This window comes from Streptomyces sp. NPDC086549 (genome assembly GCF_044746205.1).
Lineage (GTDB): Bacteria > Actinomycetota > Actinomycetes > Streptomycetales > Streptomycetaceae > Streptomyces.
The window spans coordinates 615,024-640,122 of the sequence record NZ_JBIVBS010000002.1 but is presented as its reverse complement, the minus strand read 5'-3'; the positions used below and the strand labels follow the sequence as shown (position 1 = coordinate 640,122).

24 protein-coding genes are annotated in these 25,099 nt (G+C 71.4%); 15 read left to right on the top strand and 9 right to left on the bottom strand.

The genetic code is table 11. The features are described from left to right. The first annotated feature begins 76 nt into the window (after nt 1-76). Nucleotides 77-637: a hypothetical protein gene (locus ACIPSA_RS09595; RefSeq protein WP_402631008.1), complete on the top strand. Its 561-nt coding sequence runs from the start codon at nt 77-79 to the stop codon at nt 635-637. 83 nt (nt 638-720) lie between these two features. Here ACIPSA_RS09595 and ACIPSA_RS09590 read toward each other — a convergent pair whose 3' ends face one another. Continuing rightward, a complete protein-coding gene (locus ACIPSA_RS09590; protein WP_402631005.1) occupies nt 721-1,215 on the bottom strand; it encodes a DUF1877 family protein in 495 nt (164 codons plus the stop codon). A gap of 212 nt (nt 1,216-1,427) precedes the next feature. Here ACIPSA_RS09590 and ACIPSA_RS09585 point away from each other — a divergent pair, with 212 nt between their 5' ends. Then, a complete protein-coding gene (locus tag ACIPSA_RS09585) occupies nt 1,428-1,823 on the top strand; it encodes a hypothetical protein (RefSeq protein ID WP_402631002.1) in 396 nt (131 codons plus the stop codon). 31 nt (nt 1,824-1,854) lie between these two features. On the opposite strand, the gene ACIPSA_RS09580 is transcribed toward ACIPSA_RS09585, so the two are convergent. Further along, nucleotides 1,855-2,277, bottom strand: a complete 423-nt coding sequence (locus ACIPSA_RS09580) for a hypothetical protein (RefSeq protein ID WP_402630999.1) — start codon at nt 2,275-2,277, stop codon at nt 1,855-1,857. Between the two features lie 219 nt (nt 2,278-2,496). On the opposite strand from ACIPSA_RS09580, the gene ACIPSA_RS09575 reads away from it, so the two are divergent. The 4 genes from ACIPSA_RS09575 (at nt 2,497) to ACIPSA_RS09560 (ending at nt 6,025) form a co-directional block, all read left to right on the top strand. Continuing rightward, complete coding sequence (locus ACIPSA_RS09575; RefSeq protein WP_402630997.1) at nt 2,497-3,126, top strand: RNA polymerase sigma factor; 630 nt, start codon at nt 2,497-2,499, stop codon at nt 3,124-3,126. A gap of 42 nt (nt 3,127-3,168) precedes the next feature. Then, on the top strand, nt 3,169-3,933 hold the full coding sequence (locus ACIPSA_RS09570) for a hypothetical protein (RefSeq protein WP_402630994.1): 765 nt from the start codon (nt 3,169-3,171) through the stop codon (nt 3,931-3,933). Nucleotides 3,934-4,244: 311 nt separating this feature from the next. After that, nucleotides 4,245-4,907: an RNA polymerase sigma factor gene (locus ACIPSA_RS09565; protein ID WP_402630991.1), complete on the top strand. Its 663-nt coding sequence runs from the start codon at nt 4,245-4,247 to the stop codon at nt 4,905-4,907. Beyond that, nucleotides 4,907-6,025, top strand: coding sequence for a hypothetical protein (locus ACIPSA_RS09560; protein WP_402630988.1), 1,119 nt, complete (start codon nt 4,907-4,909; stop codon nt 6,023-6,025). The genes ACIPSA_RS09565 and ACIPSA_RS09560 overlap by 1 nt, the downstream gene beginning before the upstream one ends. A gap of 228 nt (nt 6,026-6,253) precedes the next feature. Here ACIPSA_RS09560 and ACIPSA_RS09555 read toward each other — a convergent pair whose 3' ends face one another. Beyond that, nucleotides 6,254-7,099, bottom strand: coding sequence for a L,D-transpeptidase family protein (locus tag ACIPSA_RS09555; RefSeq protein WP_402630985.1), 846 nt, complete (start codon nt 7,097-7,099; stop codon nt 6,254-6,256). A 103-nt stretch (nt 7,100-7,202) separates the two neighbouring features. On the opposite strand from ACIPSA_RS09555, the gene ACIPSA_RS09550 reads away from it, so the two are divergent. Continuing rightward, nucleotides 7,203-8,783 carry a methylmalonyl-CoA mutase gene (locus ACIPSA_RS09550; RefSeq protein WP_402630982.1) on the top strand — a complete coding sequence of 527 codons (1,581 nt, stop codon included), beginning with the start codon at nt 7,203-7,205 and terminating at the stop codon, nt 8,781-8,783. A 49-nt stretch (nt 8,784-8,832) separates the two neighbouring features. Continuing rightward, nucleotides 8,833-9,483: a leucine efflux protein LeuE gene (gene leuE, locus ACIPSA_RS09545; RefSeq protein ID WP_402630979.1), complete on the top strand. Its 651-nt coding sequence runs from the start codon at nt 8,833-8,835 to the stop codon at nt 9,481-9,483. Between the two features lie 3 nt (nt 9,484-9,486). Here leuE and ACIPSA_RS09540 read toward each other — a convergent pair whose 3' ends face one another. Then, nucleotides 9,487-10,896 carry an FAD-dependent oxidoreductase gene (locus tag ACIPSA_RS09540; RefSeq protein ID WP_402630976.1) on the bottom strand — a complete coding sequence of 470 codons (1,410 nt, stop codon included), beginning with the start codon at nt 10,894-10,896 and terminating at the stop codon, nt 9,487-9,489. Nucleotides 10,897-10,966: 70 nt separating this feature from the next. On the opposite strand from ACIPSA_RS09540, the gene ACIPSA_RS09535 reads away from it, so the two are divergent. Beyond that, nucleotides 10,967-11,617 carry a TetR/AcrR family transcriptional regulator C-terminal domain-containing protein gene (locus tag ACIPSA_RS09535; protein ID WP_402630973.1) on the top strand — a complete coding sequence of 217 codons (651 nt, stop codon included), beginning with the start codon at nt 10,967-10,969 and terminating at the stop codon, nt 11,615-11,617. Between the two features lie 7 nt (nt 11,618-11,624). On the opposite strand, the gene ACIPSA_RS09530 is transcribed toward ACIPSA_RS09535, so the two are convergent. Beyond that, the gene (locus ACIPSA_RS09530; protein ID WP_402630971.1) at nt 11,625-12,737 is read right to left on the bottom strand and encodes a S1 family peptidase; all 1,113 of its coding nucleotides are present in this window, start codon (nt 12,735-12,737) and stop codon (nt 11,625-11,627) included. A 236-nt stretch (nt 12,738-12,973) separates the two neighbouring features. Between ACIPSA_RS09530 and ACIPSA_RS09525 the strand changes: the two genes are divergently transcribed. Next, nucleotides 12,974-13,957, top strand: a complete 984-nt coding sequence (locus tag ACIPSA_RS09525) for a glycosyltransferase family 2 protein (protein WP_402630968.1) — start codon at nt 12,974-12,976, stop codon at nt 13,955-13,957. Next, complete coding sequence (locus ACIPSA_RS09520; protein WP_402630965.1) at nt 13,954-15,348, top strand: polysialyltransferase family glycosyltransferase; 1,395 nt, start codon at nt 13,954-13,956, stop codon at nt 15,346-15,348. Before ACIPSA_RS09525 ends, ACIPSA_RS09520 begins: the two co-directional genes overlap by 4 nt. A 55-nt stretch (nt 15,349-15,403) precedes the next feature. Here ACIPSA_RS09520 and ACIPSA_RS09515 read toward each other — a convergent pair whose 3' ends face one another. The 3 genes from ACIPSA_RS09515 to ACIPSA_RS09505 all read right to left on the bottom strand — a co-directional run bounded on the left by ACIPSA_RS09515 (nt 15,404) and on the right by ACIPSA_RS09505 (nt 19,025). Next, nucleotides 15,404-16,546: an acyltransferase family protein gene (locus ACIPSA_RS09515; protein ID WP_402630962.1), complete on the bottom strand. Its 1,143-nt coding sequence runs from the start codon at nt 16,544-16,546 to the stop codon at nt 15,404-15,406. A gap of 146 nt (nt 16,547-16,692) precedes the next feature. Then, entirely contained in the window at nt 16,693-18,045 is a 1,353-nt protein-coding gene (locus tag ACIPSA_RS09510; RefSeq protein ID WP_402630960.1) for a polysialyltransferase family glycosyltransferase, read from the bottom strand. Next, nucleotides 18,045-19,025, bottom strand: a complete 981-nt coding sequence (locus ACIPSA_RS09505; protein WP_402630957.1) for a glycosyltransferase family 2 protein — start codon at nt 19,023-19,025, stop codon at nt 18,045-18,047. Before ACIPSA_RS09505 ends, ACIPSA_RS09510 begins: the two co-directional genes overlap by 1 nt. A gap of 198 nt (nt 19,026-19,223) precedes the next feature. Here ACIPSA_RS09505 and ACIPSA_RS09500 point away from each other — a divergent pair, with 198 nt between their 5' ends. The 4 genes from ACIPSA_RS09500 to ACIPSA_RS09485 are packed head-to-tail and all read left to right on the top strand — an operon-like array spanning nt 19,224 to nt 24,023. Then, nucleotides 19,224-20,537 carry a DUF6716 putative glycosyltransferase gene (locus ACIPSA_RS09500; RefSeq protein ID WP_402630954.1) on the top strand — a complete coding sequence of 438 codons (1,314 nt, stop codon included), beginning with the start codon at nt 19,224-19,226 and terminating at the stop codon, nt 20,535-20,537. 41 nt (nt 20,538-20,578) lie between these two features. Next, nucleotides 20,579-21,853 (top strand): cytidylyltransferase domain-containing protein, encoded by a 1,275-nt coding sequence (locus tag ACIPSA_RS09495; RefSeq protein ID WP_402630951.1) that lies wholly within the window; start codon nt 20,579-20,581, stop codon nt 21,851-21,853. A 14-nt stretch (nt 21,854-21,867) separates the two neighbouring features. Then, nucleotides 21,868-22,806, top strand: coding sequence for an N-acetylneuraminate synthase family protein (locus ACIPSA_RS09490; protein ID WP_402630948.1), 939 nt, complete (start codon nt 21,868-21,870; stop codon nt 22,804-22,806). A gap of 59 nt (nt 22,807-22,865) precedes the next feature. Next, on the top strand, nt 22,866-24,023 hold the full coding sequence (locus ACIPSA_RS09485) for a hypothetical protein (RefSeq protein ID WP_402630945.1): 1,158 nt from the start codon (nt 22,866-22,868) through the stop codon (nt 24,021-24,023). 130 nt (nt 24,024-24,153) lie between these two features. On the opposite strand, the gene ACIPSA_RS09480 is transcribed toward ACIPSA_RS09485, so the two are convergent. Further along, nucleotides 24,154-24,816, bottom strand: coding sequence for a class I SAM-dependent methyltransferase (locus ACIPSA_RS09480; protein ID WP_402630943.1), 663 nt, complete (start codon nt 24,814-24,816; stop codon nt 24,154-24,156). Nucleotides 24,817-25,099: the final 283 nt, after the last annotated feature.

Genomic DNA, 25,099 nt, shown 5'->3' with positions numbered 1-25,099 from the left:
CACTCTCGGCCCGTCGCACGCAGTAAGGGGAAATGCGGGCTCCGTAAAGGTCGGCGCCCTGGCGAGGGAGGCGTGGATGAGCCTGGTGGAACTGATCGCTCAGGCCGACGAGCGCGGACTGGCTGCCAGCGGGTTGGCTTGTTTGGATCGGTGTGTACCCCTGCTGGGCGGCGACGACGAGGTGCTGCGGCCCCTGTGGGCGAGCCTGACGGACGGCGGCGGAGACTGGGGCGAGTCCCTGGAGAAGGCGCGCGTCGCCCTCGACGCGGCCGGCCCCGACGAACCCGCCGAGGACGAGGCCGCGCGCCTCGCCCGCCGGATGCTCGGCGCCGCCCCGGCGGACCGCACCGCCGCCGGGATACGGGAGTGGGCCGACGCCTGTTCCGTCGCCTCGCTCCAGATCCACCGGCTCCTCGACCCCGCCGAGGACGGTGCCGGCTCGGTGGACGTCCCCCGCGAAGGCCGTACGGAGGGCATCTCGCCGCTGGTCGCCGCCGAACTGCGGCGCCAGGTCACCGTCCTGGAACTGCTCGCCGGGCACGGCGCGGGCGGGCTGCGCCGGGCGCTGGAGGTCTCGACCGAGGGGCGGCGGGTGCTGCGCGCGGTGGTGTCGCGGCGGGCCCGCGGGCGGGTCTGAGGCCCCGGCCGCGAGCGCCACAGGGGCTGTGCGCGGGCGTCACAGGGACGGTGCGCGGGCGTCACAGGGACGGTGCGCGGGCGTCAAAGCACCAGCCACTTCACCACCGCGTCACCGCAGTGCGCCGTCCGGGCGTAGAACGCCGTCAGATGCCGGTGCGCCGACTCGAAGGCGGCCCGGGTCTGGGACTCCGTGTCGGCCTCGATCTGGCGCGGCAGCAGGTCGTCGCGGGCGAGGTGCCACAGCGACCCGAAGTCGGCCGACGCGAGGAAAGCGGCGACCCGGTCCGCCTCCGCCGCGGTGAGCAGCAGGAACGGCGGCTGGGCGGGGTCGTGCGGATAGACGCGGTGCCCGCCGAGGACCACGTCGGTCCCCGGGCGGTCCGCCGAGTGGTGCGGGGGAGCGCCGGCGTAGAGGAGGTCGTGGTCGAGGTAGTGCCTGTCCAGCATCTCCTCGCGGTGCCGGTCGAGTCGCAGCCGCACCGTGTCCCAGTCGTCCTCGAACAGCCTGCGCAGCCAGTTCGCGCTGTTGCGCAGCGCCGGGGGCGGTACCGCGCGGAGATGGAAGTACGTGCTCATCACTGGATGGAGCGCACGGGGCGGCTCAGACGTCACTCCCGTGCAAACCGGGAATTCCGAGAGGGTCCTGTGACTGTTGTGCGGGCACTCTGGGGCGGTCGTGCGCCGGTTGTGGGAAGGGCCCGGATCCGGGTGACGAAAACGCCGCCGACCTCGCTCTACCGTATGTGACTGCCCAGTATGTGACTGCCCAGTATGTGACTGCTCAGTATGTGACGACACAGCAGGAGACCAGGCCGCATGCCGCGGCGAAGCCCGTGCGGTGGGCGGCGGACGCGGTGGCGACCATGCGTGAGGGTGCGCGGCTGCGCCTCGACTACTCGGCGCGGAGTCTGTGGCGCGTCGACCGGATGATCGAGGACATCCGGAACGAAGGCGCACCGTATGCCGCCCTGCAGAACGTCCTTCGCGGCTTGGGCGCGTACGCCGGTGAGGTGATCGTCCGTCAGGCCGGCGGCGAGTGGTGGGCGACCGGCCGCGACCACTGGATCCGCACGCCCGACGGCACGTTGTGGGACCCGATCGAGGAGGCGCGGCGGTGCTATGACGGGCACGGGTCGCTGCGGCTGCTGTGCCGGGACGCGACCGCCTCGGCGGCCAGGCCGTGAAGCCGGTCGGCCGGCCCCCCGGTCACGTCTGTCAGTCGGCCGTGACTCCCCAGTAGCCGATATGCGTCGGCCGGCTGTCCGTGTAGAGCACCGTGCATCTGCCCTGGGCGCGGTCGGGGTATTCGAGCCAATGGTCGTCCAGGGCGGCGGACCAGTCGGCGTACGTGGGGCGGCCACCGGGGCACCATTCCCGGATCTCGTCGCCCGTCAGTGGGCGCATGAAGGGGCCGTCTTCGGGGTCCGTGGGCTCGATCATCAGGGGGAAGTCCAGCACGGAGGCCGTGCCGCCGGTGAAGATGTACTCCTGCCAGGCCGGGTCGTCCCACAGCTCCTCCATGGTCCGCTCCCCGAAGCCGTGGTCGTCCTTCGCCAGTTCCGCCGTCTGCGCCTGCCGGAACGCCGCCGCCAGGTCGGGCTGGTACGGGCCTGTGTCCCGCCAGCAGTCGCCGCCCATGCCGATGCCTCCGCTCCAAGATCCTCGGTCAGTGAGGCAGCAGCGTAGGAGAGGCCACTGACATCGGCCGGGACCCGGGAGGCGGCCGGGGCTGTGACAAATCTGTGGGCTCCGGCGCTGAGCAGCGTGGGACGTGGGACACGGGCTGCTGTGTCCCACGGCACGGATTCGCTGCTGGCGCGAGCACGAGCGCGAGCCCGGTACGGACGAGGACAGTTCTTGGGTCAGCGAGGGGAACCCCGCCGAGGGCAGGCGTACGACGGGGAGCTGGGCGCGGCGGTCACGCGGGCCCAGGAGGGGGACGAGGCAGCCTTCGCGGCCGTGTACCGGCTGGTGCAGCCCGGTCTGCTCGGCTATCTGCGCGGGCTGGTCGGCGACGACGCCGAGGACGTGGCGTCGGACGCCTGGCTGGAGATCGCCCGGGACCTTGGGCGGTTCAAGGGCGACGGGGCGGGTTTTCGCGGCTGGAGTGCGACGATCGCCCGGCACCGGGCGCTCGACCACCTGCGCCGGCAGCGGGTACGGCCCCGGTCGACGGCGCTGGAGCAGGACGTACTGGAACTGCCCGGTCGGCACAGCACCCATGAGGAGGCGCTGGAGGCCATCTCGACCGAGGGTGCGCTGCGGCTGCTCGGGGAGCTGCCGCGCGACCAGGCCGAGGCCGTGCTGCTGCGGGTGGTCGTCGGCCTCGACGGCCCCGCCGCCGCGCGGGTACTGGGCAAGCGTCCCGGCGCGGTGCGCACCGCCGCGTACCGGGGGCTGAAGCGGCTGGCCCGGCGGCTCGGTGCCGGGGACGGACCGGCGGGTGTGACGGAAGACAGCCCCCGAACGCTGGGGGAGTCGACATGACGGCAAGCGGCGGCGGACCGCCGGACAGGGATGGATGCGGACATGGGTGAACAGCAGAGCGACGGCGGGCTCTTCGGCCGTCGGCGTGCGCACCCGGACCACGCCGTCTCCGGTCCCCGGGGCGCGATCGGGGCGGAGGGCCTGGAGGCGTTCCTCGGTGCCGCCCTGCGCGCGGGTGCCGTCGACCCCGAGGCCGAGCAGCGCGCCGCGGCCGCGTTCCGGGCCGCCCGGGACGCCGGGGCGCACCGCGCGGAGACCCGGCCCCAGGACGACTGGCGGCCCCGCGAGCGTGAACGCGCGCGGCGCTCGGTGAAGACCATGGCGGCGATGGTGCTGGCCAGCCTCACCCTGGGCGGCGTCGCGGTCGCGGCCATCGGCAAGGTCTCCTCCGGCGGGGGGAACGGCGACGGGCACCGCACGGATCCGACGGCCGGCGCCTCGCACGGGCCCGCCGCACAGCCGTCCCCCACCACGTCCGGCCCGGCGACGCCGGACCGCCCGGACACTGCCAAGGACACCCTGGCCCACTGCCGCGCCTACGAGCAGGTCAAGGACCGCGGCAAGGCGCTGGATTCGACCGCCTGGCAACGGCTCGTCCGGGCGGCGGGCGGCGCGGAGAACGTCGAGACGTACTGCGCCGGGCAGTTGGCGCAGGCGGACGCCAACAAGGCCGACAAGACGGACAAGGCGAGCAGCAACGCCAACAAGTCCGACAAGGGTAATGAGTCCAATAAGGCCGACAAAGGTGACGGCTCGGGCAATGCCAGCAAGAGCAGCCCGCAGGCGAAGGCCACCAAGAAGAAGTGATCCGGCTCACTCCGGAGTTGACCGGAGGTGGCTCGATCTGCGCTGCCTAGGCAACGGCCGGGGCCGCCACCCCCCACAGGAGAGGCCCCGGCCGTCGCGCGGCACGGGCCGCGCGGCGGCCCGTACTCCCTACAGCGCCGAGAGTGCGTTTTCTGTCACACCCAACTGCGTCACGAGTTAGTTGCATCTTGTACGGACGTGGACGAGGAGCGGTTTCAGGTCGTAACGTGCCTTTCGCGTCGAGTGCAGATGCATGACCAATGCAACGATCGGCGGACTCGAAGCCGCGACCATCTACTGAGGAACCACGGGTGCTGGGGGACGACGCGGAGCTGACCGCCGCGGTGCGTGCGGCACAGAACGGGGACGAGAACGCTTTCCGGGCTGTGTACCGCACGGTGCATCCGCGGCTGCTCGGTTACGTACGGACGCTGGTCGGCGATCCGGACGCCGAGGACGTCGCGTCCGAGGCCTGGCTGCAGATCGCCCGTGACCTGGAGCGGTTCAGCGGGGACGCGGACCGGTTCCGCGGCTGGGCCGCCCGCATCGCCCGCAACCGCGCTCTGGACCACATACGGATGCGCGGCCGCCGCCCCGCGATCGGCGGCGACGAGACCGAACTGACCGGCCGGGCAGCCGAGTCCGACACCGCGGGCGAGGCCATCGAGGCCCTGGTCACCGACAGCACCCTCTCCCTCATCGCGCGGCTCCCGCAGGACCAGGCCGAAGCGGTCGTCCTGCGTGTGGTGGTGGGCCTCGACGCCAAGACCGCGGCCGAGACGCTCGGCAAGCGCGCGGGCGCCGTACGCACCGCCGCGCACCGCGGTCTGAAGCGGCTCGCGGAGATGCTCGGAGAGGATCCGGAATCCGCCGGAGTGCTCGACGCGCTGCCGGCCCAGCGAGCGCCGCGCGGTCGCGCGGTGACGTCCGCCACTGTGACGCATACGCGTGCGCGGACGCAGAAGGACATGTGATGGCCGACGAGCGCTCTGTCTCTTCGGGGGACGACTCCCGGACCCCCGGCCGGTGGCTGAACCGTAGGACGGCGGAACACCTGCTGCGCGGCGAGTCGCTCGAAGTCGTCGACGCCTCCGCCCGCGAGCAGGCCGAACGACTCGCCAAGGTCCTCGGCGCACTCACCCCCGACGACGCCCCGGCCGGTGCCGAACTCCCCGGCGAGGAAGCCGCGCTGGCCGCGTTCCGCAAGGCGCGCGAGGCCGCGGCCGCCGAGGAGTTCGTCGTGGGCCACCGCGGCGAGCCGTCCGCGCGGCGCGCCGGCCGCTCCTCCGATGCCGGTCTGGTCCGCATCGGCGGCCGGTCCCGCGCCGCCCGCCGCCCGCGCTGGGCCCGTCCCGCGCGCCTGGCGCTCGCCGCGGTGCTGGCCGCAGGCATGGTCGGCGGGGTCGCCGTGGCCGCCACGACCGGAGTCCTGCCGACGCCGTTCGGCGACGAGAAGCCCGCGCCCGGCGCCTCGGTCTCGGCTGCCGTGACCCCCGACCGCCCGGCCGGCTCGCCCTCGCGGGACAGCGTGCAGGGCGGTACGTCGGGCGCGCCGACGTCCGGCGGCACGGCGAGCGGCTCCCCGAGCAGCGGCTCCTCGCGCGGCACGGCGGGCGAGAACGGCAGGGACGGCGAGAACGGCAAGGGCGGCAAGGACACGGGCAAGGGCGGCACCCCCGGTACCGCCGACCGGACCGGCACCTGGTGGAGCGGCGCGGCCAAGGCCTGCCGCGACATCAGGGACGGCAAGGCGCTGGGCCAGGACCGCAGGCACACCCTGGAGGGTGCGGCGGGCGGCTCCGCGCGCGTGTGGAAGTACTGCAAGGCCGTCCTGGACGCCGCCGACGACGCCTCCGGCGACACCGGCAAGGGCGACGACGGCGACGGCCGTGGCGATCACAACGACCAGGGCGACCAGGGCGGCCACGGACGCGGCGAGGACGGCCGCCATCGCCACCGCGACGGCAACGACCACCACCAGGACGGAGGGATCGCCCAGCCCGTCCCGACGACCTTCGGCCCGCAGTGGCCCACGCGGGCCGGCAGGACAGCGCCGGTCCCGTCGCCGAGCCCGACGTACAGCGCGCTCTGACCCTTGCGCACGTCTCTGACCTGCATGTTTGTAACCCGCAGAAGTTTTTTCGCGTGGGGTGTGACGTTTTCGGCAGCTCGGACGCAGTACAGAGTGAGCCGACTGGTCATCGGCCGTCGCACAGAGCCGGGGTTCCCCCCGTACCCACGGCTCGTGCACCTGGCGCGGGCGGGACACGTTCCCCCGGTCCCGCCCGCGCCCCGCATCCACCTCGCATCCATCCTGGTCTCACCAGTAGATGACGACCTTGTCCCCGTTCCGCACCTGCGCGAACAACTGCGCGATCGCCGCCTCGTCCCGCACGTTCACACAGCCGTGCGAGCCGCCCGCGTAACCGCGCGCCGCGAAGTCGTACGAGTAGTGCACCGCCTGGCCGCCGCTGAAGAACATCGCGTAGGGCATGGGGGAGTGATAGAGCGTCGACACATGGTGCCGCGACTTCCAATAGACGTGGAACACACCCTCCCGGGTCGGCGTGTACTGCGCGCCGAAGCGCACGGACATCGTCGACACCGTCCGTCCGTCCACCATCCAGCGCAACGTTCGGCTCGTCTTGCTGATGCACAGCACCCGTCCGGTCAGGCAGCGCGGATCGGGCTGGGCGGCCGGCTGGCCGCCCATCAGGTACAGCTCCCAGGTGCCCGGTTCGTGAGTCATGTTCAGCAGCCGTTGCCAGGTGACGGTGTCCGTCTTCCCGGTCCGTGGCAGTCCGCGCTTGCCCTGGAAGCCCTTGACCGCCTTCTCCGTCAGATCGTCGTAGGTCCCCGTCGGGCCGTCGAACAGCCAGGCGGCCTGGCGGAGGCGGGCCTGCAGTTCGCGCACGTCCGTGCCGCTGTCGCCGCGGGCCCACAGCACACGGGCGGGCTGCGGGGCGGGGCCGCTCTTCGCCGGCGGGGTGGGGCTGTGCTCGGCCGCCGGGGTGCTGGACCGGGGAACGGGGTCGCTCGGCAACTGGATGTGTATCGGCGAGTGGTGCTTGCCGTCCGCGGCCGGGGCCTGCCCGGTGCAGCCGCACAGCGCGGCGAGCGCGGCGGCCGAGGCGAGTGCGGCGGTCGTTCTCCCGAGGATCCCCATGCCGAAGATGCTTCCCAGTGTGACCGCCGCCGAACTACGGGGCATCGTGGGGAGTAATAGGGGCATTGTGGGGAGTAACAGACGTACTGCGGAGGCATACACCATGGCGCGTGAGTCGGAGTCCGGACTGCCGATCGAGCCGGTCTACGGGCCGCGGGACCTCGCGGGCTGGGAGCCCGCACAGAAGCTGGGCGATCCGGGCGCGTACCCCTACACCCGCGGGGTGTACCCGACGATGTACACCGGCCGCCCCTGGACGATGCGTCAGTACGCCGGCTTCGGCACGGCGACGGAGTCCAATGCCCGGTACAAGCAGCTGATCACCCACGGCACGGCGGGGCTGTCCGTCGCCTTCGACCTGCCCACCCAGATGGGCCACGACTCCGACGCCCCCCTCGCCCACGGTGAGGTCGGCAAGGTCGGCGTGGCCATCGACTCCCTCGACGACATGCGGGTGCTGTTCGGCGGAATCCCGCTGGACAAGGTGTCGACGTCGATGACGATCAACGCCCCGGCGGCCCTGCTGCTCCTGCTCTACCAGCTGGTGGCGGAGGAACAGGGCGTGCCGGCGGACCGGCTGACAGGGACGATCCAGAACGACGTCCTGAAGGAGTACATCGCGCGCGGGACCTACATCTTCCCGCCGAAGCCGTCCCTGCGTCTGATCGCGGACATCTTCAAGTACTGCCGGGCCGAGATCCCGAAGTGGAACACGATCTCGATCTCCGGCTACCACATGGCGGAGGCGGGCGCGTCCCCCGCGCAGGAGATCGCCTTCACCCTCGCGGACGGCATCGAATACGTCCGTACGGCGGTATCGGCGGGCATGGACGTCGACGACTTCGCACCCCGCCTGTCCTTCTTCTTCGTCGCCCGTACGACGGTCCTGGAGGAGGTCGCCAAGTTCCGCGCCGCCCGCCGGATCTGGGCGCGGGTGATGAAGGAGGAGTTCGGCGCGAAGGACCCCAAGTCCTGGATGCTGCGCTTCCACACCCAGACGGCGGGCGTCCAGCTCACGGCCCAGCAGCCGGAGGTGAACCTGGTGCGGGTGGCGGTCCAGGCCCTGGCCGCGGTGCTCGGCGGCACCCAGTCCCTGCACACCAACTCCTTCGACGAGGCGATCGCGCTGCCCACGGACAAGAGCGCGCGCCTCGCCCTGCGCACCCAGCAGGTGCTGGCCCACGAGACGGACGTGACCGCGACGGTGGACCCGTTCGCCGGTTCGTACGCCGTCGAGCGGATGACGGACGACGTGGAGGCGGCGGTGCTGGACCTGATGCGCAAGGTCGAGGACCTGGGCGGCGCGGTCGCGGCGATCGAGCACGGCTTCCAGAAGAGCGAGATCGAGCGCAACGCGTACCGCATCTCCCAGGAGACGGACGCGGGCGAACGGGTCGTGGTCGGCGTCAACCGCTTCCAGCTGGACGAGGAGGAGCCGTACGAACCCCTGCGCGTGGACCCGGCGATCGAGGCCCAGCAGGTGGACCGGCTGGCCGGGCTGCGGGCCGAGCGGGACCAGGGGGCCGTGGACTCGGCACTGGCGGCGCTGAAGAAGGCGGCGGAGGGCACGGACAATGTCCTGTACCCGATGAGGGAGGCGCTGCGAGCACGGGCCACGATCGGCGAGGTGTGCAACGCCCTGCGGGAGGTGTGGGGAACGTACGTCCCGTCGGACGCCTTCTGAGCCGCACCGTCCGGAGGGAGTGTCGCACTCCCGTGCGACACTCCTTTCCATGTTCGGCGTCATCGATCTCCCCACCTATCTGGCAGGCCTCGTCCTGATTGTCCTGCTCCCCGGCCCCAACTCCCTCTATGTGCTGTCCGTCGCCGCCCGGCGCGGCATCCGCGCGGGCTACACCGCGGCGGCCGGGGTGTGGTGCGGGGACACCGTGCTGATGACGCTGTCCGCCGCCGGAGTCGCCTCCCTGCTCAAGGCCAATGCCCTGCTGTTCGGGATCGTGAAGTACGCCGGTGCCGGATATCTGACCTGGCTGGCGATCGGCATGCTGCGGGCCGCCTGGCAGCTGTGGCGGACCCGGCGGGAGAAGGCCGTGGAGGACGAGACGCCCGCCGTGGTCACCGACGAGCGGCCCTTCCGGCGCGCCTTCGTCGTCAGCCTCTTCAACCCCAAGGCCATCCTGTTCTTCGTCGCCTTCTTCGTGCAGTTCGTCGACCCGGGCTACGCCTACCCGGCCCTGTCCTTCGTCGTCCTCGGCGCCTTCGCCCAGCTGGCCAGCTTCCTCTACCTCAGCGCCCTGATATTCAGCGGCACCAAGCTGGCCGCAGCGTTCCGCCGCCGCAAGCGGCTGTCGGCGACGGCGACCTCGGCGGCCGGGGCGCTGTTCCTCGGGTTCGCGGTGAAGCTGTCGCTGGCGAGCGTGTGAGGCCTACCGGCGCAGGCCGAGGCGCGTCAGGTACGCGGTGAGCCCCGCCGGCGAGTCGCCCGCCCAGCCGACGTAACCGTCCGGGCGGACCAGGAACAGACCGGTTCCGTACGGCTCGGGGGCCGGGCCGCGGACCGTCCGCACGCCCTGGCCCAGGTCGGTGGCGTCCGCGCCCAGGAGAGTCCAGTGCGGTCCGCGGAAGGCGTCGAAGAGCCGTACGCGGTCGATCGTCCCGTCGGGGGCGCGGTCACCGGCGCGCACGCCGGTCGCGGCCGCCTGCGTCTCCACCGTCAGTGAGGACTCGCGGTACCCCAGCCCCAGTTGCCGGGTGGCCGCCCCGCGGCGGGCCTCGTCGCGGTGGATGGCGGTGGACAGGCCGAGCACATGCGCGGCGATCGGGCGGCGCTCCTCCTCGTAGGTGTCGAGGAGGGACTCCGGCGCCCCGCCCCGCAGCACCGAGCCCAGCTTCCAGCCGAGGTTGTAGGCGTCCTGGACGCTGGTGTTCAGGCCCTGGCCGCCGGCCGGGGAGTGGACGTGCGCCGCGTCCCCGGCCAGGAAGACCCGCCCCGCGCGGAAGCGGTCCGCCAGTGCCGCGCGGGGGCGGAAGCCGGAGGACCAGCGGACCTCCGTCACGTCCTCGGGGCGCAGGTGGGTGCGGTCGGCGGTCACCTTCCGGATGCCCTCCAGCGAGGGGTCCAGGTCGGTGCCGTCCGGGAACTGGGCGACCAGTTGGAAGTCCTCGGTGCCGGCGAGCGGGCAGATCGCGACAAAGCCGGAGCTCTCTCCCCGGGGCGGGAAGACGTGCCAGTGGTCCCGGCTCAGGCCGGTGATCCGTACGTCCGCCACCAGGATCGGGTCCGGGTCCACCGTCTCGCCCGTCATGCCGATGCCGAGTGCCCGGCGCACGGCCGAGCGGCCGCCGTCGGCGGCGACGGTGTACCGGGCGCGGACGGCGGGACCGGTCGCGAAGCGCGCGCTCACCCCGGTCTCGTCCTGCTCCAGGCCCACGACCTCCCGGCCGAATGCCACCTTTCCGCCGAGTTCCTCCAGTCGCGCGAACAGGATCTCCTGTGTGCGCCACTGCGGCACCATCCACGGGACGGTGAACGCCGACCCCTCCTCGCCGTCCTCCGCCGGGTCGAACATCCGGTGCTCGCCCGTCTGCTGCCCGTCCTGCCAGACCGTCCCGACCGGGTACTCGCCGCCCGCGGCCAGCATCGCGTCGAGCACCCCGAGGTCCTCGAAGACCTCCATCGTGCGGGGCTGGAGCCCCTTGCCGCGCGAGCCGCGGGCGAGCCCCTCGCCCCGCTCCACCACCAGGGCGTCCACCCCGCGCCGGGCGAGGTCGATGCCGAGCGCGAGGCCGGTCGGGCCCGCGCCGACGATCAGGACGTCCGTCTCGTGCACAGTCATGCCCATCTCCTTAACGCCGTTAAGTGCCGTCGACGACGAGCCTGCCCTTAACGCTGTTAAGCTGTCAAGCGTGACTACGGAACGCCGGGCGCCCCTCGACCGCAAGCGGGTCGCCGACACCGCCCTGAGGCTGCTGAACGAGGTGGGCCTGGACGGCCTGACCCTGCGCGCCATCGCCAAGGAGCTGGACGTCAAGGCGCCCGCTCTGTACTGGCACTTCAAGGACAAGCAGGCGCTGCTCGACGAGATGGCGACGGAGATGTACCGGCGCATGGTCGAGGGCATGGCGGACACGCCCGTCACCACCTGGCAGGACCGCCTGCTCCAGGCCAACCGCGGCCTGCGCGCCGCCCTCCTCGGCTATCGCGACGGCGCCAAGGTCTTCAGCGGCTCACGCTTCACCGGCATCGACCACGCACACGAGATGGAGGCGACCCTGCGCGTCTTCACGGCCGCCGGCTTCAGCCTCACCCAGGCGGTCCGGGCCTCGTCGACGGCGTACTCGTACACCATCGGCTTCGTCACCGAGGAGCAGGGCGTCCAGCCGCTGCCGGACGAACGCCGCGAGGGCTACGACATAGAAGAACGCGCCCGCCGGATGGCCGACTTCCCACTGTCGGCCGCGGCGGGCGCGGAGATCTTCGAGGACTACGACCGGGGCTTCGAAGAGGGGCTGGCGCTGGTGGTCGCGGGGATCGAAGCGCGGTACGGGACCGGCTGAGCCGGGATCAGAAGACCTCCATCCCGTACCAGGCCAGGGCCTCGTTGACCGGCTGGAAGTAGCTGTAGCACGCTTCGATGTCGGCCCCGGACTGCAGGCCCAGCGCGGCGTCGCCGGCGTAGAGCGGTCCACCGCTGTCGCCGTGGTTGCGGCAGATGTTCGCGACATCCATGCCGGTGACCGTCATGCCGTCGGTGTAGTTGACGGTCTGGTTCTTGAGGCCCAGCTCACCGCACCCGTAGTGGCTCCGGAAGCCGGTGGAACAGACGGTCTCGTAGATCCTGCTGTCGCGCGAGTAGGTGATGTCCTGGGAGTTGCCGTTCGCGGCTTCGACGTTCCCGTAGTACGTCACGTCCGCGTTGTAGGCCCGGATCAGGCCGAAGTCGTTTCCGTTGGCGACGTTGTGCCCGGTGGTGTAGCCGATGTAGGTGCCGTCCGACTTCGTCCAGTCGGTCCCCGACGTGTTGGTGCAGTGTCCCGCGGTGAGAATCGCCTTGTAGTCCGGGTCCGTCTTCTTGCGCACGGTGAAACCGTACGAACACGAGACGACGCCGTTGTCGATGAAGTCGCCGCCATTGATGGCGCCCGCCGTCCGTTCGGTCTTACCGCCGATGCGCAGGACGCGGGCGGCCTTGCCGAAAGGCGTGAGGAACCTCTTCAGCGCCGCGAATTCCCGCTTGCCGACCGTGCTGTCCGCGCGGACCACGACCTGGTTGGCGGGGACGTCGACGCCCCACATCGTCCCCGGAGTACTGAAGCCGGTGTCGAGGCGCTTCTTGATGGACTCCAGGCGGGCGGTGTCGTAGGCCACCCGTCTCGGTATGGCGCCGGCGGCCTTGACCGCCGCCGCTGCCTTCTCGTCGGTGACGGTGATCACGAACCGGCGCTGGGCGCGGTCGAGATATATGCCGGCGGTGTGGGATCTGCCCAGGCGGTCGGCGAGTCTCTGCGCCGCGTCGCCGCTCGGGCCGCCGGCCACGGCCACGTCGTGCACGGGGCGGACGCTCTGCGCCGGGGCGCCGTCCGGCTGGGCGCTCGCGTTCGGCGTCGCCGCCAGTGCGCTGCCGAGGAGTGAGACGGTCACCAGGGTCTTGGTGGTGAGAGGGAATTTCCTGAACACGGCTTTCAGGTCCTCCGGTCGTATGTGCGTCGATTTTTTGTTCGACACGACGGAGGGCCGAGTTGATCAGCCGGATACGGCTTTCAGGTGGCGGAACGCTTAATTCACCTTCCGGCGACTTTCTGGCCGCAATGTCATGCGGTGTTCACCTGAAGGTCGCCGCACGGTAGCGTCCGGGCGACGGAGCCGTCTCAGGATCGCGGAGATATTTCCGGAGCGAGCACGGGTGTACACACGTGGCCAATGAAACGACCCTGTCCGTCATCGTCCCCTGCTACAACATCGAGACCTATGTCGCCGACACGGTGACCAGCCTCGTCAACAACGCACGGGACGACTTCGAGTTCATCTTCGTCGAGGACCGGTCCACCAAGGACCGCACCTATGAGGCGCTGCTGACGCTGACGAAGAAACTCAGGAACAGCAGGGTGATCCGGCACGAACAGAACGGCGGACTGGCCACCGCGCGCAACACCGGGATCGACGCGGCGGAGGGCAGGTACCTCACCTTCCTCGACGGCGACGACTGGCTCGCCCCGGGCTACCTGGCCGACCTGGTCGGCTGCGTCGAACGCTTCGACGTCGACTTCGTGCGCACCGACCACGTCCAGGTCACCGGCATCGAACGCGCCGTCCACCGCGCCCCGGAGGGACGCCGGCACACCCCGCTCGACCCGCGTACCTCGATCCTCCCCGTGGACGACACCACGATGGTCGACTACCCGTACGCCTGGGCCGGCGTCTACCACCGCCGGCTGCTCGACCGCGGCCTGCTGCGCTTCCACGACGGGCTGCGCACCGCCGAGGACCGCCCCTGGATCTGGGAGCTGCACCGCAGGGCAGACTCCTATGTCGCCGCCAGCCTGCGCGGCGTCTTCTACCGCCGCGGCGTGGCCAGTTCGCTGACCCAGATCGGCGATGTCCGCCAGCTGGACTTCTTCCGCTCCTTCGACCTCGTGCTCAGCGAGCTCGCCGACGACCCCGAGGCCGCCAGACTGCGCAAGAAGGCGCTGCGCAACTACTGCGTCGTCATCGCCCACCAGCTCCTCGACCGCGGCCGGTTCGAGCGGAGCGTCGCCGCCAAGCTGCGGCAGATGGCCGCCGAGGCCCTGGGCCGGATGACCGAGGAAGAACTCAACGAGGCCCTCGTCGGCATGGGCGAGGAACGAGTGCACACACTGCGGCGCATCCGCGGCGGCATGAAGGGAGTCGCGGCATGAGCGGCAGGAACCAGAGCGGTACGACCCAGAGCGGTACCACCAAGAGCGGTACGACCCAGATCTTCTTCTCGGCCACCCAGTACGCGGCCGCGACCGTCACGGCGGCCATCCGCGCCGGGCTCTTCGGCCCCCGCGAGGAGCACCGCCGCATCCTCGTCGTCAGCAACACCGCGGCCGTACCCGAGGTCGGTACCCCGCTGGACCGGATGGCCGGCTTCGAGAAGCTGCGCCCCGAGTTCGACGAGGTGCGCTCCTGGAACGAGTTCATCTCCCCGCACCACCCGGCCGGCTGGTCCCCGCGCGCCCAGGACGCCCTCCTGTGGGAGAAGGCCGTACGCCTCGCCTGGAACCTGGGCGACGAACCCGTCGAGATCGCCTGCGAGTCCATCCAGGCCAACCCCTCCCGGGCGGTCGCCGAGATCTTCGCCGACAGCCCGATCCACGTCTACGCGGACGGCCTGATGAGCTACGGCCCCACCCGCAACCGGATCCCGCACGGCATGAGCAGCCGCATCGCGCGCGTTCTCCACCTGGACCTGATACCCGGGCTGCGCCCGATGCTGCTGGCCGAGTACGGCGTCGAGCCCGAGCCCGTCCCCAACGAGGCCATCGTCGACGTGCTGGCCCAGATCGGCGAGGAGGGCGCCGGCATCCTCGCCGACCGCATCCCCGTCGAGGGCCGCCCCACCGCCGTGCTCCTCGGCCAGTACCTCTCCGCCATCGACCTCATCACCCAGGACGAGGAGGAGGAACTCCACGTCCGCATGCTCCGCGCCGCCGCCCGGGCCGGCCACCAGAGCGTGATGTTCAAGCCCCACCCCAGCGCGCCCGCCGTGTACGGCAGGTCGCTGGAGGAGGCGGCCGGCGAACTCGGCGTGCGGCTGACCGTTCTGAGCGAACCCGTGCTCGCCGAGACCGTCTTCGCCCATCTGAAGCCGGAGCTGGTCATCGGCTGCTTCTCCACCGCGCTGATGACCGCCGCCGCCTTCTACGGCATCCCCGTCGCCCGCGTCGGCACGGGGCTGCTCCTCGAACGCATCACCCCGTACGAGAACAGCAACCGCGTCCCCCTCACCATCATCGACGCGGCCCTCCCCGACGCCGAGCGCGCCACCCTCGGCGCCCCGCTCGAACTCGGCTCCCTGAGCGCCGAGCTGGGCCCGCTGGTGCGCACCGTCGGCTACTGCATGCAGTCCCGCAAGCACCCGGGCCTGTACGACGAGGCGGCCGCGTGGCTCACCGCCCACCTCGCCGAGTACCCGCAGTACTTCAAGAAGCGCCGCCTGACCAGCCTCCGCCTGCCCGGCGGCAGCCCCATCCGGGCCGAGTCCCTGCGCCGCCACCCGGCGGTGCGCCGGGCCGTACGGCAGATACGGGCACGGCAGAGCTGACATACCTGGACCCGGAGGCCGGTGGGGCACCAACACCCCACCGGCCTCCGGCCGTTCACCGTGCCGTGGCCACCCGCGGCCCGTACGCCGCCAGTGCCCGCTTCAGCCGGGGCCCGAACGGCCGCTCCACCCAGCGGTGGATCAGCCAGGCCAGGCCCAGCAGAACGGCGACCGTGACCGCGAGCGTGGCCCACGGACCCAGCCCCAGATCCCGGTGCAGCACCCGGATGACGAACCAGCCCAGATGCTCGTGGATCAGGTAGAAGGGGTACGTCAGTGCCCCGGCCACCGTCAGCCAGCGCCAGTTCGCCCAGTGTGTCCGGCCCAGCGCCACCGCGGCCACGGCGGCGAAGGCCAGGGTGACGATCAGCAGGATGACGTACGGATCGCGCGGGAAGTCGCCGCCCCGCACGCCGGGGTGCCACAGCCCGGTCGTCGAATAGCGCTGGCCGAGCAGCCAGGAGACGGCGACGATGCCCCACAGGAGCAGGTCGCTGCCGTAGCGGTGGACGAGGTAGAGGGCGAGGCCGCCGATGAAGAACGGGGCGTGGTCGCGCATCACCAGTTCGTCGGTGAGCGGGTTGTCGGCGACCCGCGCGAACACGCCGGCCAGGGTCCACAGGCAGCAGAAGAGCACCACCCGGCGGTAGGTGACGCCGCGCCGGACCACGAACAGGGCGAACAGCGCGTAGAAGCGCACCTCGACCCAGAGCGTCCAGCACACGCCCAGGACCCGCGGCACGCCCATCGGCTGCTGCAGCATCGTCAGGTTGACCAGGAACTCGTCGAGCCGCAGCGGGCGGACGACGACGGGCAGCAGCAGGGACGCGCCGGTGATCAGCAGCAGTGCGGCCCAGTAGGCGGGGTACAGGCGGGCGACCCGGGAGCGCAGGAAGTCGCCCAGGGTGCGGCCCCAGCTGCTCATACAGATCACGAAGCCGCTGATGACGAAGAAGAACTGGACGCCGAGACAGCCGTACGTGGCCGCCTGGGAGAGCGTGGGGAACAGCCGGGCGGGGGACTCGTGCCAGGAACCGGCGACCGGTCCGCCCTTCCCGGCGAAGTGGTAGAGGCAGACCATCAGCGCGGCCAGCAGCCGCAGGCCGTCCAGGGCGCGCAGCCGGGTGTCGGGTCTGCGGGGGACAGCGGCGGCGGGTATCGGACGGGCCGGGGCCAAAGTGGGGTTGGACGCGTTCATCCGGGGCTTTCTGAGGGGGAGTCGGGGCGTCGTCGCGATGTGGGGGCGCGAGGCGTCGGACGCCTACCCGCAGGCGCGCAGTTCACGCGGACGCGGACGCCCCCGGCCCGACGAGGAGCACGGGGGCGTGGCGGCGGTGAGCCGGTTCAGCGCCTGGCACTCTGCCGCAGCGCCCTGGCACGGCGCGCCAGGCGGCGCACGGTCGTGTTGCGCGGGATGAACGACAACTGGGCGGGTACGGCGCCGGGCAGGGCCAGCGAGGTCAGGCGGCGGCGCTTGAAGTACCGCCAGGTGTGCGGATTGAGGTGCCGGGACAGATAGCGCTCGGCGTCCTGGCGCAGCCGCGGGTAGATCTTGGGCTGCATGGCGAACCCGACCGCCTTGAGCAGCGCGGCCAGCTCGTCCACCCGCTCCGGCGACGGCATCGACCAGTCGGTCACCGCCTTGCGGTCGCCCAGCTCGGGCAACAGCGCGTCGGCGATGGTGACCGGCACACGGTTGCTGTTCTGGTACGGCGTGAGGCGGGCCAGGACGGCCTCGGTGCCGACGCGGGCGACCGGGAGGCCGTACAGCCCGGCCGCGGTGAAAAGTGCCGTGGAGAAGCAGCCGACGACCAGGGCGGGACGCATCCGCTGGAACGCCACCTCGGCGAGCACCGGCCGGTCCAGCACGGTCAGCTCGGCACCGAGCCGGGTCGCCTCGTCCTCCAGGAGCCGCGACCAGCGGGCGGGGGCGACAGGATGCGGCTTGAAGACCAGCCTGCGGTGGCCCAGCGCCACGGCGCCGCGCACCATCCTCAGGTGCAGCTCCTCCTCCTCGGCGTCGCCGAGGATCTCCAGCGCCGAGAGGTACTGGCCGAGCAGCAGGGCGGGCCGCGGGTCGCCGGTGCCGGGCAGGTCGGCCTCTCCGTCGGCGAGCTCCTGGAGCACCTTGAGGAAGGCCTCCGCCGGCACCAGCTCCGGCCGCACGTCGAACTCGGTGAGCAGCAGCGGGGTCAGCCCGGGGACGAGGTCGAGGTGCAGCAGGCGGCCGATGCGGGTGCCGACCAGCGGATCGATCTTGTCGCGGGTGGGGCCATAGCTTATGAGGCCGTCCGCGTAGACATCGACGGGAGCGCCGGTGAACAACTGGCACAGTGCGAGCGACGGATTGACCTGCACGGACTCCACGGTCAGCCGGATCTCGTCGTCGCCGAGTCCCCACAGCAGCCGGACGTACCGCTCCCACATGGGGATGTCGTCGGCGCGCGGACCCCAGCCGCTCGGGTGGAACGGGGCGATGGTCTCGTTCCAGGAGAGCACCTCGTCGAAGCGCTCGCGCAACCGGTCGAAGCCCGGCATCGCGTCGACGGAGGGCGTGGTCTCGGGATTGGCCGCGTTGTTGGTGACGAGCAGCAGCCGCCGGTCGGCCGGCTCGAACAGTCCGGCGTCGAGCGCCGCGGCCAGGGTCGCGGCTCCGTACAGGGTCGACGCGCAGAAGATGTGGGTGGTACGCGGCATCAGGCGGCCACCGTCCGGGCGCCCGACGGCCGCCGCCGCAGCCGCCGCAGCCTGCTCGCCCGCTGCGGGTCCATCGAGTCCATCACCTCTGCCAGCACGTCCTGCGGCAGTCGTTTCAGGGCTGCTGAGCTGAGAGAGCGCAATTTTCGAGCCACGGCGGGTTCGAACCTCTCGATCGATCCGAGATGATGGGCCATGATCGCGCAATATGTGCGCACTGCTTTCGGCAGCAGCTTATCGGCCTCGGGATCGCGCGCCGTTTCCTCGATTACCTGGTCGAACGCGCGAATGAAATCGAGTTGTCGCACATCACCGATTTGAGTGAGCGAGGAGGCGACTCCGCGACGGTAGTACACACCGAGCAGGCCCACCGCGGCGAAGGAATCCGCCTCCCGGTGCAGCTTCCAGATCCACGGCCGGTCCTCGGCCGTGCGCAGCCCGTGGGTGAAGTGCAGCAACCCGCGGTCCACCAGCCGGCGGTGGTAGATGCCCGCCCACGCGTACGCGTAGTCCACCGAGGTGGACCGGTCCGCGGGCAGGATGGCGTCCCGCGGATTCATCACGACACCCCGGCGGCCGTGCGGCACCCGGTGGATCGCGCGCGCCCTGGCCGTGCACTGCACATGGTCGGTGCGCACGAAATCGCAGCCCAGACCATCCATGGCGGCGACCAGCTGCGGATAGTAGCCGGGGGCGAGCCAGTCGTCCCCGTCCAGGAACGTCAGGTATTCGCCGCGCGCCCGGTCGATCCCGGTGTTGCGCGCGGTGGCCAGCCCTCCGTTCTGCTCGTGTCTGACCAGCACGGCACCGGGCAGCTCCCGCTCCGCGCGTTCGAGAATGTCCGGCGTCCCGTCGCGCGAGCAGTCGTCGACGAGAATGAATTCGAAGTCCTCACGCACGTTCGCACGCAGGCTCTTCAGCGTGTCGGGCGCGTATTGCTGGACGTTGTAGAACGGCACGATGACCGAGAGCTTCACCACGCCGGTGACGTTAGAGGGCGGCCCGTCATTCGTTCTGGCCGTTTGTTTGATGTCAGGTGAACTGCTGGTGGCGAAGCTGTGAACCGGGCTGTTTTGCTGTGCGTTCCGGGGCCGATTCGCCATTCGTCGATGTGCTGTTAACCGTTTGTTGCATTTGGGTTGGGCGGAACCTAGGAATCGCTTCCTAGCGTCTTCGACGTGCCAGCAAGTGCAACGAAGTCCCTGCGAGTCGCCGTCCTGGCGGATTCCGACACCCGGTGGAAATGGGGCGCGCTCACCGCGCAGCGTGTCGTCCCCGAGGGTTCGGACATCCGGCTCGACGGCTACCTCCTGCGGGGCCGTGCCACCCCGACCGCCCGCCAGCTGAAGGAAGTCGGCGTCCAGGCGGACTCGCTCCGCGAGGTCACCGCCGTCGAGTTCCTGCGTGCGATGCGCGAGGAGTCGTACGACGTCCTCGTCCTCGCCCTCGTCGGCGGCGCCGTGCAGGCGATGCTGCACGGGCTGCGGCGGGTCCAGGACGGCTCCGCGAAGCGCCCCGTCGTCGTCACCGGCTACGTCGGCGTCGTCTACGAGAAGCTCGCCGACGGCCTGCTGCTGCGCCACGGCGCGGACCTCGTCCTCGCCAACTCCCGCCAGGACGCGGACCGGTTCCGGGCCGTGTACGAGGGGGTGGGCGCCGACGCCTCCTCGGTGACCGAGGTCGCCCTGCCGTTCCTCGGCGGGCAGCCCTACACCGGTGAACACGACCCGTACACCGTCGTGTTCGCGGCGCAGCCCTCGGTCCCCGAGAACCGCAAGGACCGTACGTACCTGCTGAACCGGCTGATCGAGCACGCCCGCAAGCACCCCGAACGCGAGGTGCTGCTGAAGCTGCGCTCCAAGCCGGGCGAACACACCACGCACATCGAGGAGCTGCCCTACCAGAAGCTGGCGCAGGGTCAGGACCTGCCCGCCAACTTCCGCCTGGTGTACGGGCACATGGGCGAAGTCCTCGACCGCACCGACCTGCTCGTCACGGTCAGCTCGACGGCCGCGCTGGAGGCGCTGCACCGCCGGATCCCCACCGTGGTCCTCACCGACCTCGGCGTCCGCGAGGTGCTCGGCAACCACCACTTCGTCGGCTCCGGCTGCCTCGCCTCCTGGGACCAGCTCGACGCCGGTCACCGGCCGGCGCCCGACGAAGAGTGGGTCGCCCGGCAGGGCGTCGCTGCCGACGGTTCGTACGGCACCGCCTTCGACGCGGCACGCGAGCGCATCGCGGTGCTCCTCGACCGTCCCGGCGGCCTGCCGCCGCTGAACCCCTACTACACGACCGAGACCGCGCCCGGCTATCTGCCGGGGATCCTCGCCCGCCACCACCTCGGTCCCGACGGCTCCCCGCTGCCCGGCGCCCCCGCCGCCGACAAGGCGCCGGGACCGGTCCGCCAGATCGTCCGCCGGGCGGCGCGCGGCGCCTACCGGCACGGCGTCCAGCGGGTGGCCCCCGTGATCCGACGAATGGGAGAGCTGTGAGCGACCGGATCCCGCGTCAAGCGTCCGAAGGAACAGAGCCGATGTCCCACCCCGAAGCGGCCGTTGTGCGCCGTGTACTCGCCGTGATTCCCGCGCGTGGCGGCTCCAAGGGCGTGCCCGCGAAGAACCTCATCCCTGTCGGCGGCGTCCCGCTGGTCGCCCGCGCCGTGCGCGAGTGCCGTGCCTCCCGGCTCGTCACCGACGTCGTCGTCTCCACCGACGACCAGGCGATCGCGGCGGCGGCCCGGCAGGCGGGGGCGGAGGTCGTCCTCCGTCCGGCCGCCATCGCCGGCGACACCGCCACCTCCGAGGCCGCCGTCCTGCACGCCATGGACGCCCACGAGGCGCTGCACGGCGCACCGGTCGACGTCGTCCTGCTCGTCCAGTGCACCAGCCCCTTCATCGTCCGGGAGGACATCGACGGGGTGGCCGGAGCGATCGTCGAGAACGGCGCCGACACGGCCGTGACCGTGGCCCCCTTCCACGGCTTCATCTGGCGGGACGGGGCCGACGCGCCGGTGCCGGTGCCGGTCCCGGTCCCGGTCACCGGGGAGGCCGAAGGGGATTCCGTGGGCGGCGGCTACGGCGTCAACCACGACAAGTCCTTCCGCCCGCGCCGCCAGGACCGCCCCCAGGACCTGCTGGAGACCGGCGCCGCCTACGCGATGGACGCGGCCGGCTTCCGCAAGCACAACCACCGCTTCTTCGGCCACACCGAGCTGGTCCGCACCGACCCGGCCCGAGTGCTGGAGATCGACGACCCGCACGACCTGGCCCGCGCCCGGGCCCTGGCTCCGCTCTTCGACGCGGACCGGCCCGGCGCGCTCCCGACCGCCGACGACATCGACGCGGTCGTACTGGACTTCGACGGCACCCAGACCGACGACCGGGTGCTGATCGACTCCGATGGAAAGGAGTTCGTCTCCGTGCACCGCGGGGACGGACTCGGTATCGCGGCGCTGCGCAAGAGCGGCCTGAAGATGCTGATCCTTTCCACGGAACAGAACCCGGTCGTCGCCGCCCGGGCCCGGAAGCTGCAGATCCCGGTGCTCCACGGCATCGACCGGAAGGACCTCGCACTCAAGCAGTGGTGCGAGGAGCAGGGCATCGCGCCCGAGCGCGTGCTCTACGTCGGCAACGACGTCAATGACCTCCCGTGCTTCGCCCTCGTGGGCTGGCCCGTGGCGGTCGCGAGCGCCCACGACGTCGTGCGCGGCGCCGCACGCGCGGTCACCACCGTCCCCGGTGGCGACGGCGCGATCCGAGAGATCGCCAGCTGGATCCTCGGCCCCTCTCTCGATTCCCTCACCAAGTAAGGACATCTTCTGCCATGAGCACCAACTCCCGTCTGCGCACGTTCGGTACGCGTGAGGTCGGCCCGGGCAAGCCCGTCTACGTCTGCGGCGAGATCGGCATCAACCACAACGGTGAGCTCGAGAACGCGTTCAAGCTGATCGACGTGGCCGCCGAGGCCGGCTGCGACGCCGTCAAGTTCCAGAAGCGCACCCCCGAGATCTGCACCCCGCGCGACCAGTGGGACATCGAGCGCGACACCCCCTGGGGCCGGATGACCTACATCGACTACCGCCACCGCGTGGAGTTCGGCGAGGACGAGTACCGCCAGATCGACGAGTACTGCAAGGAGAAGGGCATCGACTGGTTCGCCTCCCCGTGGGACACCGAGGCCGTCGCCTTCCTGGAGAAGTTCGACGTCCCCGCCCACAAGGTCGCCTCCGCCTCCCTCACGGACGACGAGCTGCTGAAGGCGCTGCGCGCCACCGGCCGCGCGATCATCCTCTCCACGGGCATGTCGACCCCGAAGCAGATCCGTCACGCGGTCGAGGTCCTCGGCTCCGACAACATCCTCATGTGCCACGCCACCTCCACCTACCCGGCGAAGGCCGAGGAGCTCAACCTCCGCGTGATCAACACGCTGGAGAAGGAGTTCCCGAACGTTCCGATCGGCTACTCCGGCCACGAGACGGGCCTGCAGACCACGCTGGCCGCCGTCGCCCTCGGCGCCACCTTCGTCGAGCGCCACATCACCCTCGACCGCGCGATGTGGGGCTCCGACCAGGCCGCCTCCGTCGAGCCGCAGGGCCTCGTGCGCCTCGTCCGCGACATCCGCACCATCGAGGCCTCCCTCGGTGACGGCGTCAAGAAGGTCTACGACTCCGAGCTCGGCCCGATGAAGAAGCTGCGCCGCGTCGCCGGTGCCGTCGCCGAGGCGGAGATCGCGGCGGCGGCGGGCGAGCCGGTCGCGGTCTGAGCAACCCGAACACCGACAACGCCATACACAACGCCTTACGACGGGACGGTCGTACGTCGATGAGCCCCCGCGCCGGGAACACCGGCACCCCCCGCACTCTCGCCTTCGTGGAGAGCCCGGTACAGCTGCTGAACGTGCTGGAGTGGGCGCATGTCCATGCCCTGCAAGGGGCCGGGGAGACGGGCGCGGGGCCATCGCGGTCCGTGCCGTCCCAGATACGGCGGACCGCGGACAGCGGTCCGCTTTCGGGAGGGGACACGGAGCTCACCGTCGTCGTCCTGTCCCCGACCGACCCCATGACCCGGGGCCAGCTGCGCCGCATGGCCGACCTGGCCCGGGACGAGGGGTACCGGGTGCGCTGGGAGGAGGCGCGGGGCGGTACGACCGCGCCCTTCCACACGATCGGCGGCCTCGCGGGTTCCCTCCGCCGGGCCGACCGCATCGTCATGGGAGACCCGTTCTCCCGCTACGTACAGCTGCTGCTGACGATCACCCGGGCCAAGGACCTGGTGGTGGTCGACGACGGCACGGCGACGATGGAGTTCGTCGCCCAGCTCGCCCGCGGCGAGCGCCTGGTCCGCTGGCACCGCAAGGGCGGCCGCCCCGGTGCGCGGGACCTCCTCTTCGCGCCGGTGTCGTCCTCGGCCCGCCGCCGTCTGACGCCCAGCGCCGGGCGCCGGGTGGAGGTCTTCTCCTCCATGCCGGTGACGGAGACCCCCGAGGGCGTCACGATCACCGCGAACGACTTCGCCTGGACCCGGGCCCGCTTCGGCCCGCCGCGCATCACCAAGAGCGCGGACATGGTCGGCACCTCCCTGGTGGAGACCGGGGTGGTGGACGGCGACCGCTACCTGGAAGCGGTCCGCGGCCTGGCCAGGGCCCACGGCGCCACTCGCTACTTCGCCCACCGCCGCGAGAGCGCGGAGAAGCTGCACCGGCTGGCGGCCGAGACGGGCCTGGAGATCGTCCGCCCCGACCTGCCGCTCGAGCTGATCGCGCGGCGCGGGCCGATAGGACGGACGATCCTCAGCTTCCCGTCCACGGTCGTCCACACCCTGCCGCTCGCACTGGCCGGCACGGGTGTGCGGGTCGCTGTGTGCGACATCGACCCGGCGTGGCTGACGGAGAACGCGTCCCCCCGGGCGCAGGGATTCCTCTCGGGGGTGACGGGGACGGCCAGGGACGTACACCGACTGGCGGCGGTGAGCGCGGTCTAGCCCTGGCGGGCCGCAGAGTCTGTGCCTGGCCCTGGTCGGGCGCAGCTCGGTCCGGACCCTGGCCGGGACAGAAGTTGCCGCGCTCGGCGCGCGCCTGTGCCGGCCGCCGTCCGGCCGGCCGGCGGCGGGGTCAGGGCCGGTCGGTCGGGGATTTGCGGGCCAGAAGGAATCCGCGGGGGAGTTTCTCCTCGTCCATGGGCTCGCGTACGGTCCGGGCGAGCGGGTGGAGGCCCGCCTCGGCCAGCAGGGCGGCGGCCCTGTCCGGGGTGCGCCAGTGGTAGTCGAGGCCGATCTGGTGGCCGAAGCGCTCCGTGAGGCGCAGGCCGGCGCCGTCGCCGTACTGGAAGGCCAGCAGGACGTGGCCGCCGGGGACCAGGGTGCGGTGGAACTCCGCGAAGGTCGCCGGCAGGTGCTCGTCGGGTACATGGATGATCGAGTAGAGGGCGGCGATCCCGGCGAGCGTTCCGTCCGGGAGGTCCAGGGACGTCATCGAGCCCACGTGGAAGCGCAGGTGCGGGTGCGCCTCGCGGGCCAGGGCGACCATCCGGGGGGAGAGGTCGACGCCGAACGTCGCAACCCCGAGGTCGTGCAGGCGGGCGGTGACATACCCCGGGCCGCAGCCGAGATCGGCGACGGGGGCGGGGGCGGCGGTTCTCGCCAGCTCGGCGAAGGCGGTGAGCATGGCCCGGTCCACGGGTCTGTCCGCGAGGTGGTCCGGGTGGCGGTCCGTGTACTCCTTGGCGATGGCGTCGTAGGAGGAGCGGGTGTCCTGGATGAAGTCCCGTTCGGTCACGACGGCGCACGATACCGGGGCGGGCGCCGGGCCGTACGCCGCTTCGGTCCGCCGGCTGGACAGCTCCAGCGGCGCTCGGGCAGGGCGTGGTATCCGTGGAGGAAAGGAACGGCGACGGGCGCAGGGGAGCGACTGGGGTCGCGCTCCGCGGATTTTCGTGATCGACTTGGCTTGAAGTCGGGCGAGTTTACCCATCTCCGTCGATAGCTATGCGTCCGGTGGTCAGATTTTCTTCCCCTAACGGGTTGAACTTTTGTTGATCGAGGGTCAGTTGACCGTCCGG

What these genes read in the sequence shown, in the direction of transcription:
- ACIPSA_RS09595 (WP_402631008.1), top strand. Translation starts at nt 77, where the DNA reads ATGAGCCTGGTGGAACTGATCGCTCAGGCCGACGAGCGCGGACTGGCT.
- ACIPSA_RS09590 (WP_402631005.1), bottom strand. Translation starts at nt 1,215, where the DNA reads ATGAGCACGTACTTCCATCTCCGCGCGGTACCGCCCCCGGCGCTGCGC.
- ACIPSA_RS09580 (WP_402630999.1), bottom strand. Translation starts at nt 2,277, where the DNA reads ATGGGCGGCGACTGCTGGCGGGACACAGGCCCGTACCAGCCCGACCTG.
- ACIPSA_RS09570 (WP_402630994.1), top strand. Translation starts at nt 3,169, where the DNA reads ATGGGTGAACAGCAGAGCGACGGCGGGCTCTTCGGCCGTCGGCGTGCG.
- ACIPSA_RS09560 (WP_402630988.1), top strand. Translation starts at nt 4,907, where the DNA reads ATGGCCGACGAGCGCTCTGTCTCTTCGGGGGACGACTCCCGGACCCCC.
- ACIPSA_RS09555 (WP_402630985.1), bottom strand. Translation starts at nt 7,099, where the DNA reads ATGGGGATCCTCGGGAGAACGACCGCCGCACTCGCCTCGGCCGCCGCG.
- ACIPSA_RS09550 (WP_402630982.1), top strand. Translation starts at nt 7,203, where the DNA reads ATGGCGCGTGAGTCGGAGTCCGGACTGCCGATCGAGCCGGTCTACGGG.
- leuE (WP_402630979.1), top strand. Translation starts at nt 8,833, where the DNA reads ATGTTCGGCGTCATCGATCTCCCCACCTATCTGGCAGGCCTCGTCCTG.
- ACIPSA_RS09540 (WP_402630976.1), bottom strand. Translation starts at nt 10,896, where the DNA reads ATGACTGTGCACGAGACGGACGTCCTGATCGTCGGCGCGGGCCCGACC.
- ACIPSA_RS09520 (WP_402630965.1), top strand. Translation starts at nt 13,954, where the DNA reads ATGAGCGGCAGGAACCAGAGCGGTACGACCCAGAGCGGTACCACCAAG.
- ACIPSA_RS09515 (WP_402630962.1), bottom strand. Translation starts at nt 16,546, where the DNA reads ATGAACGCGTCCAACCCCACTTTGGCCCCGGCCCGTCCGATACCCGCC.
- ACIPSA_RS09510 (WP_402630960.1), bottom strand. Translation starts at nt 18,045, where the DNA reads ATGCCGCGTACCACCCACATCTTCTGCGCGTCGACCCTGTACGGAGCC.
- ACIPSA_RS09495 (WP_402630951.1), top strand. Translation starts at nt 20,579, where the DNA reads ATGTCCCACCCCGAAGCGGCCGTTGTGCGCCGTGTACTCGCCGTGATT.
- ACIPSA_RS09490 (WP_402630948.1), top strand. Translation starts at nt 21,868, where the DNA reads ATGAGCACCAACTCCCGTCTGCGCACGTTCGGTACGCGTGAGGTCGGC.
- ACIPSA_RS09485 (WP_402630945.1), top strand. Translation starts at nt 22,866, where the DNA reads ATGAGCCCCCGCGCCGGGAACACCGGCACCCCCCGCACTCTCGCCTTC.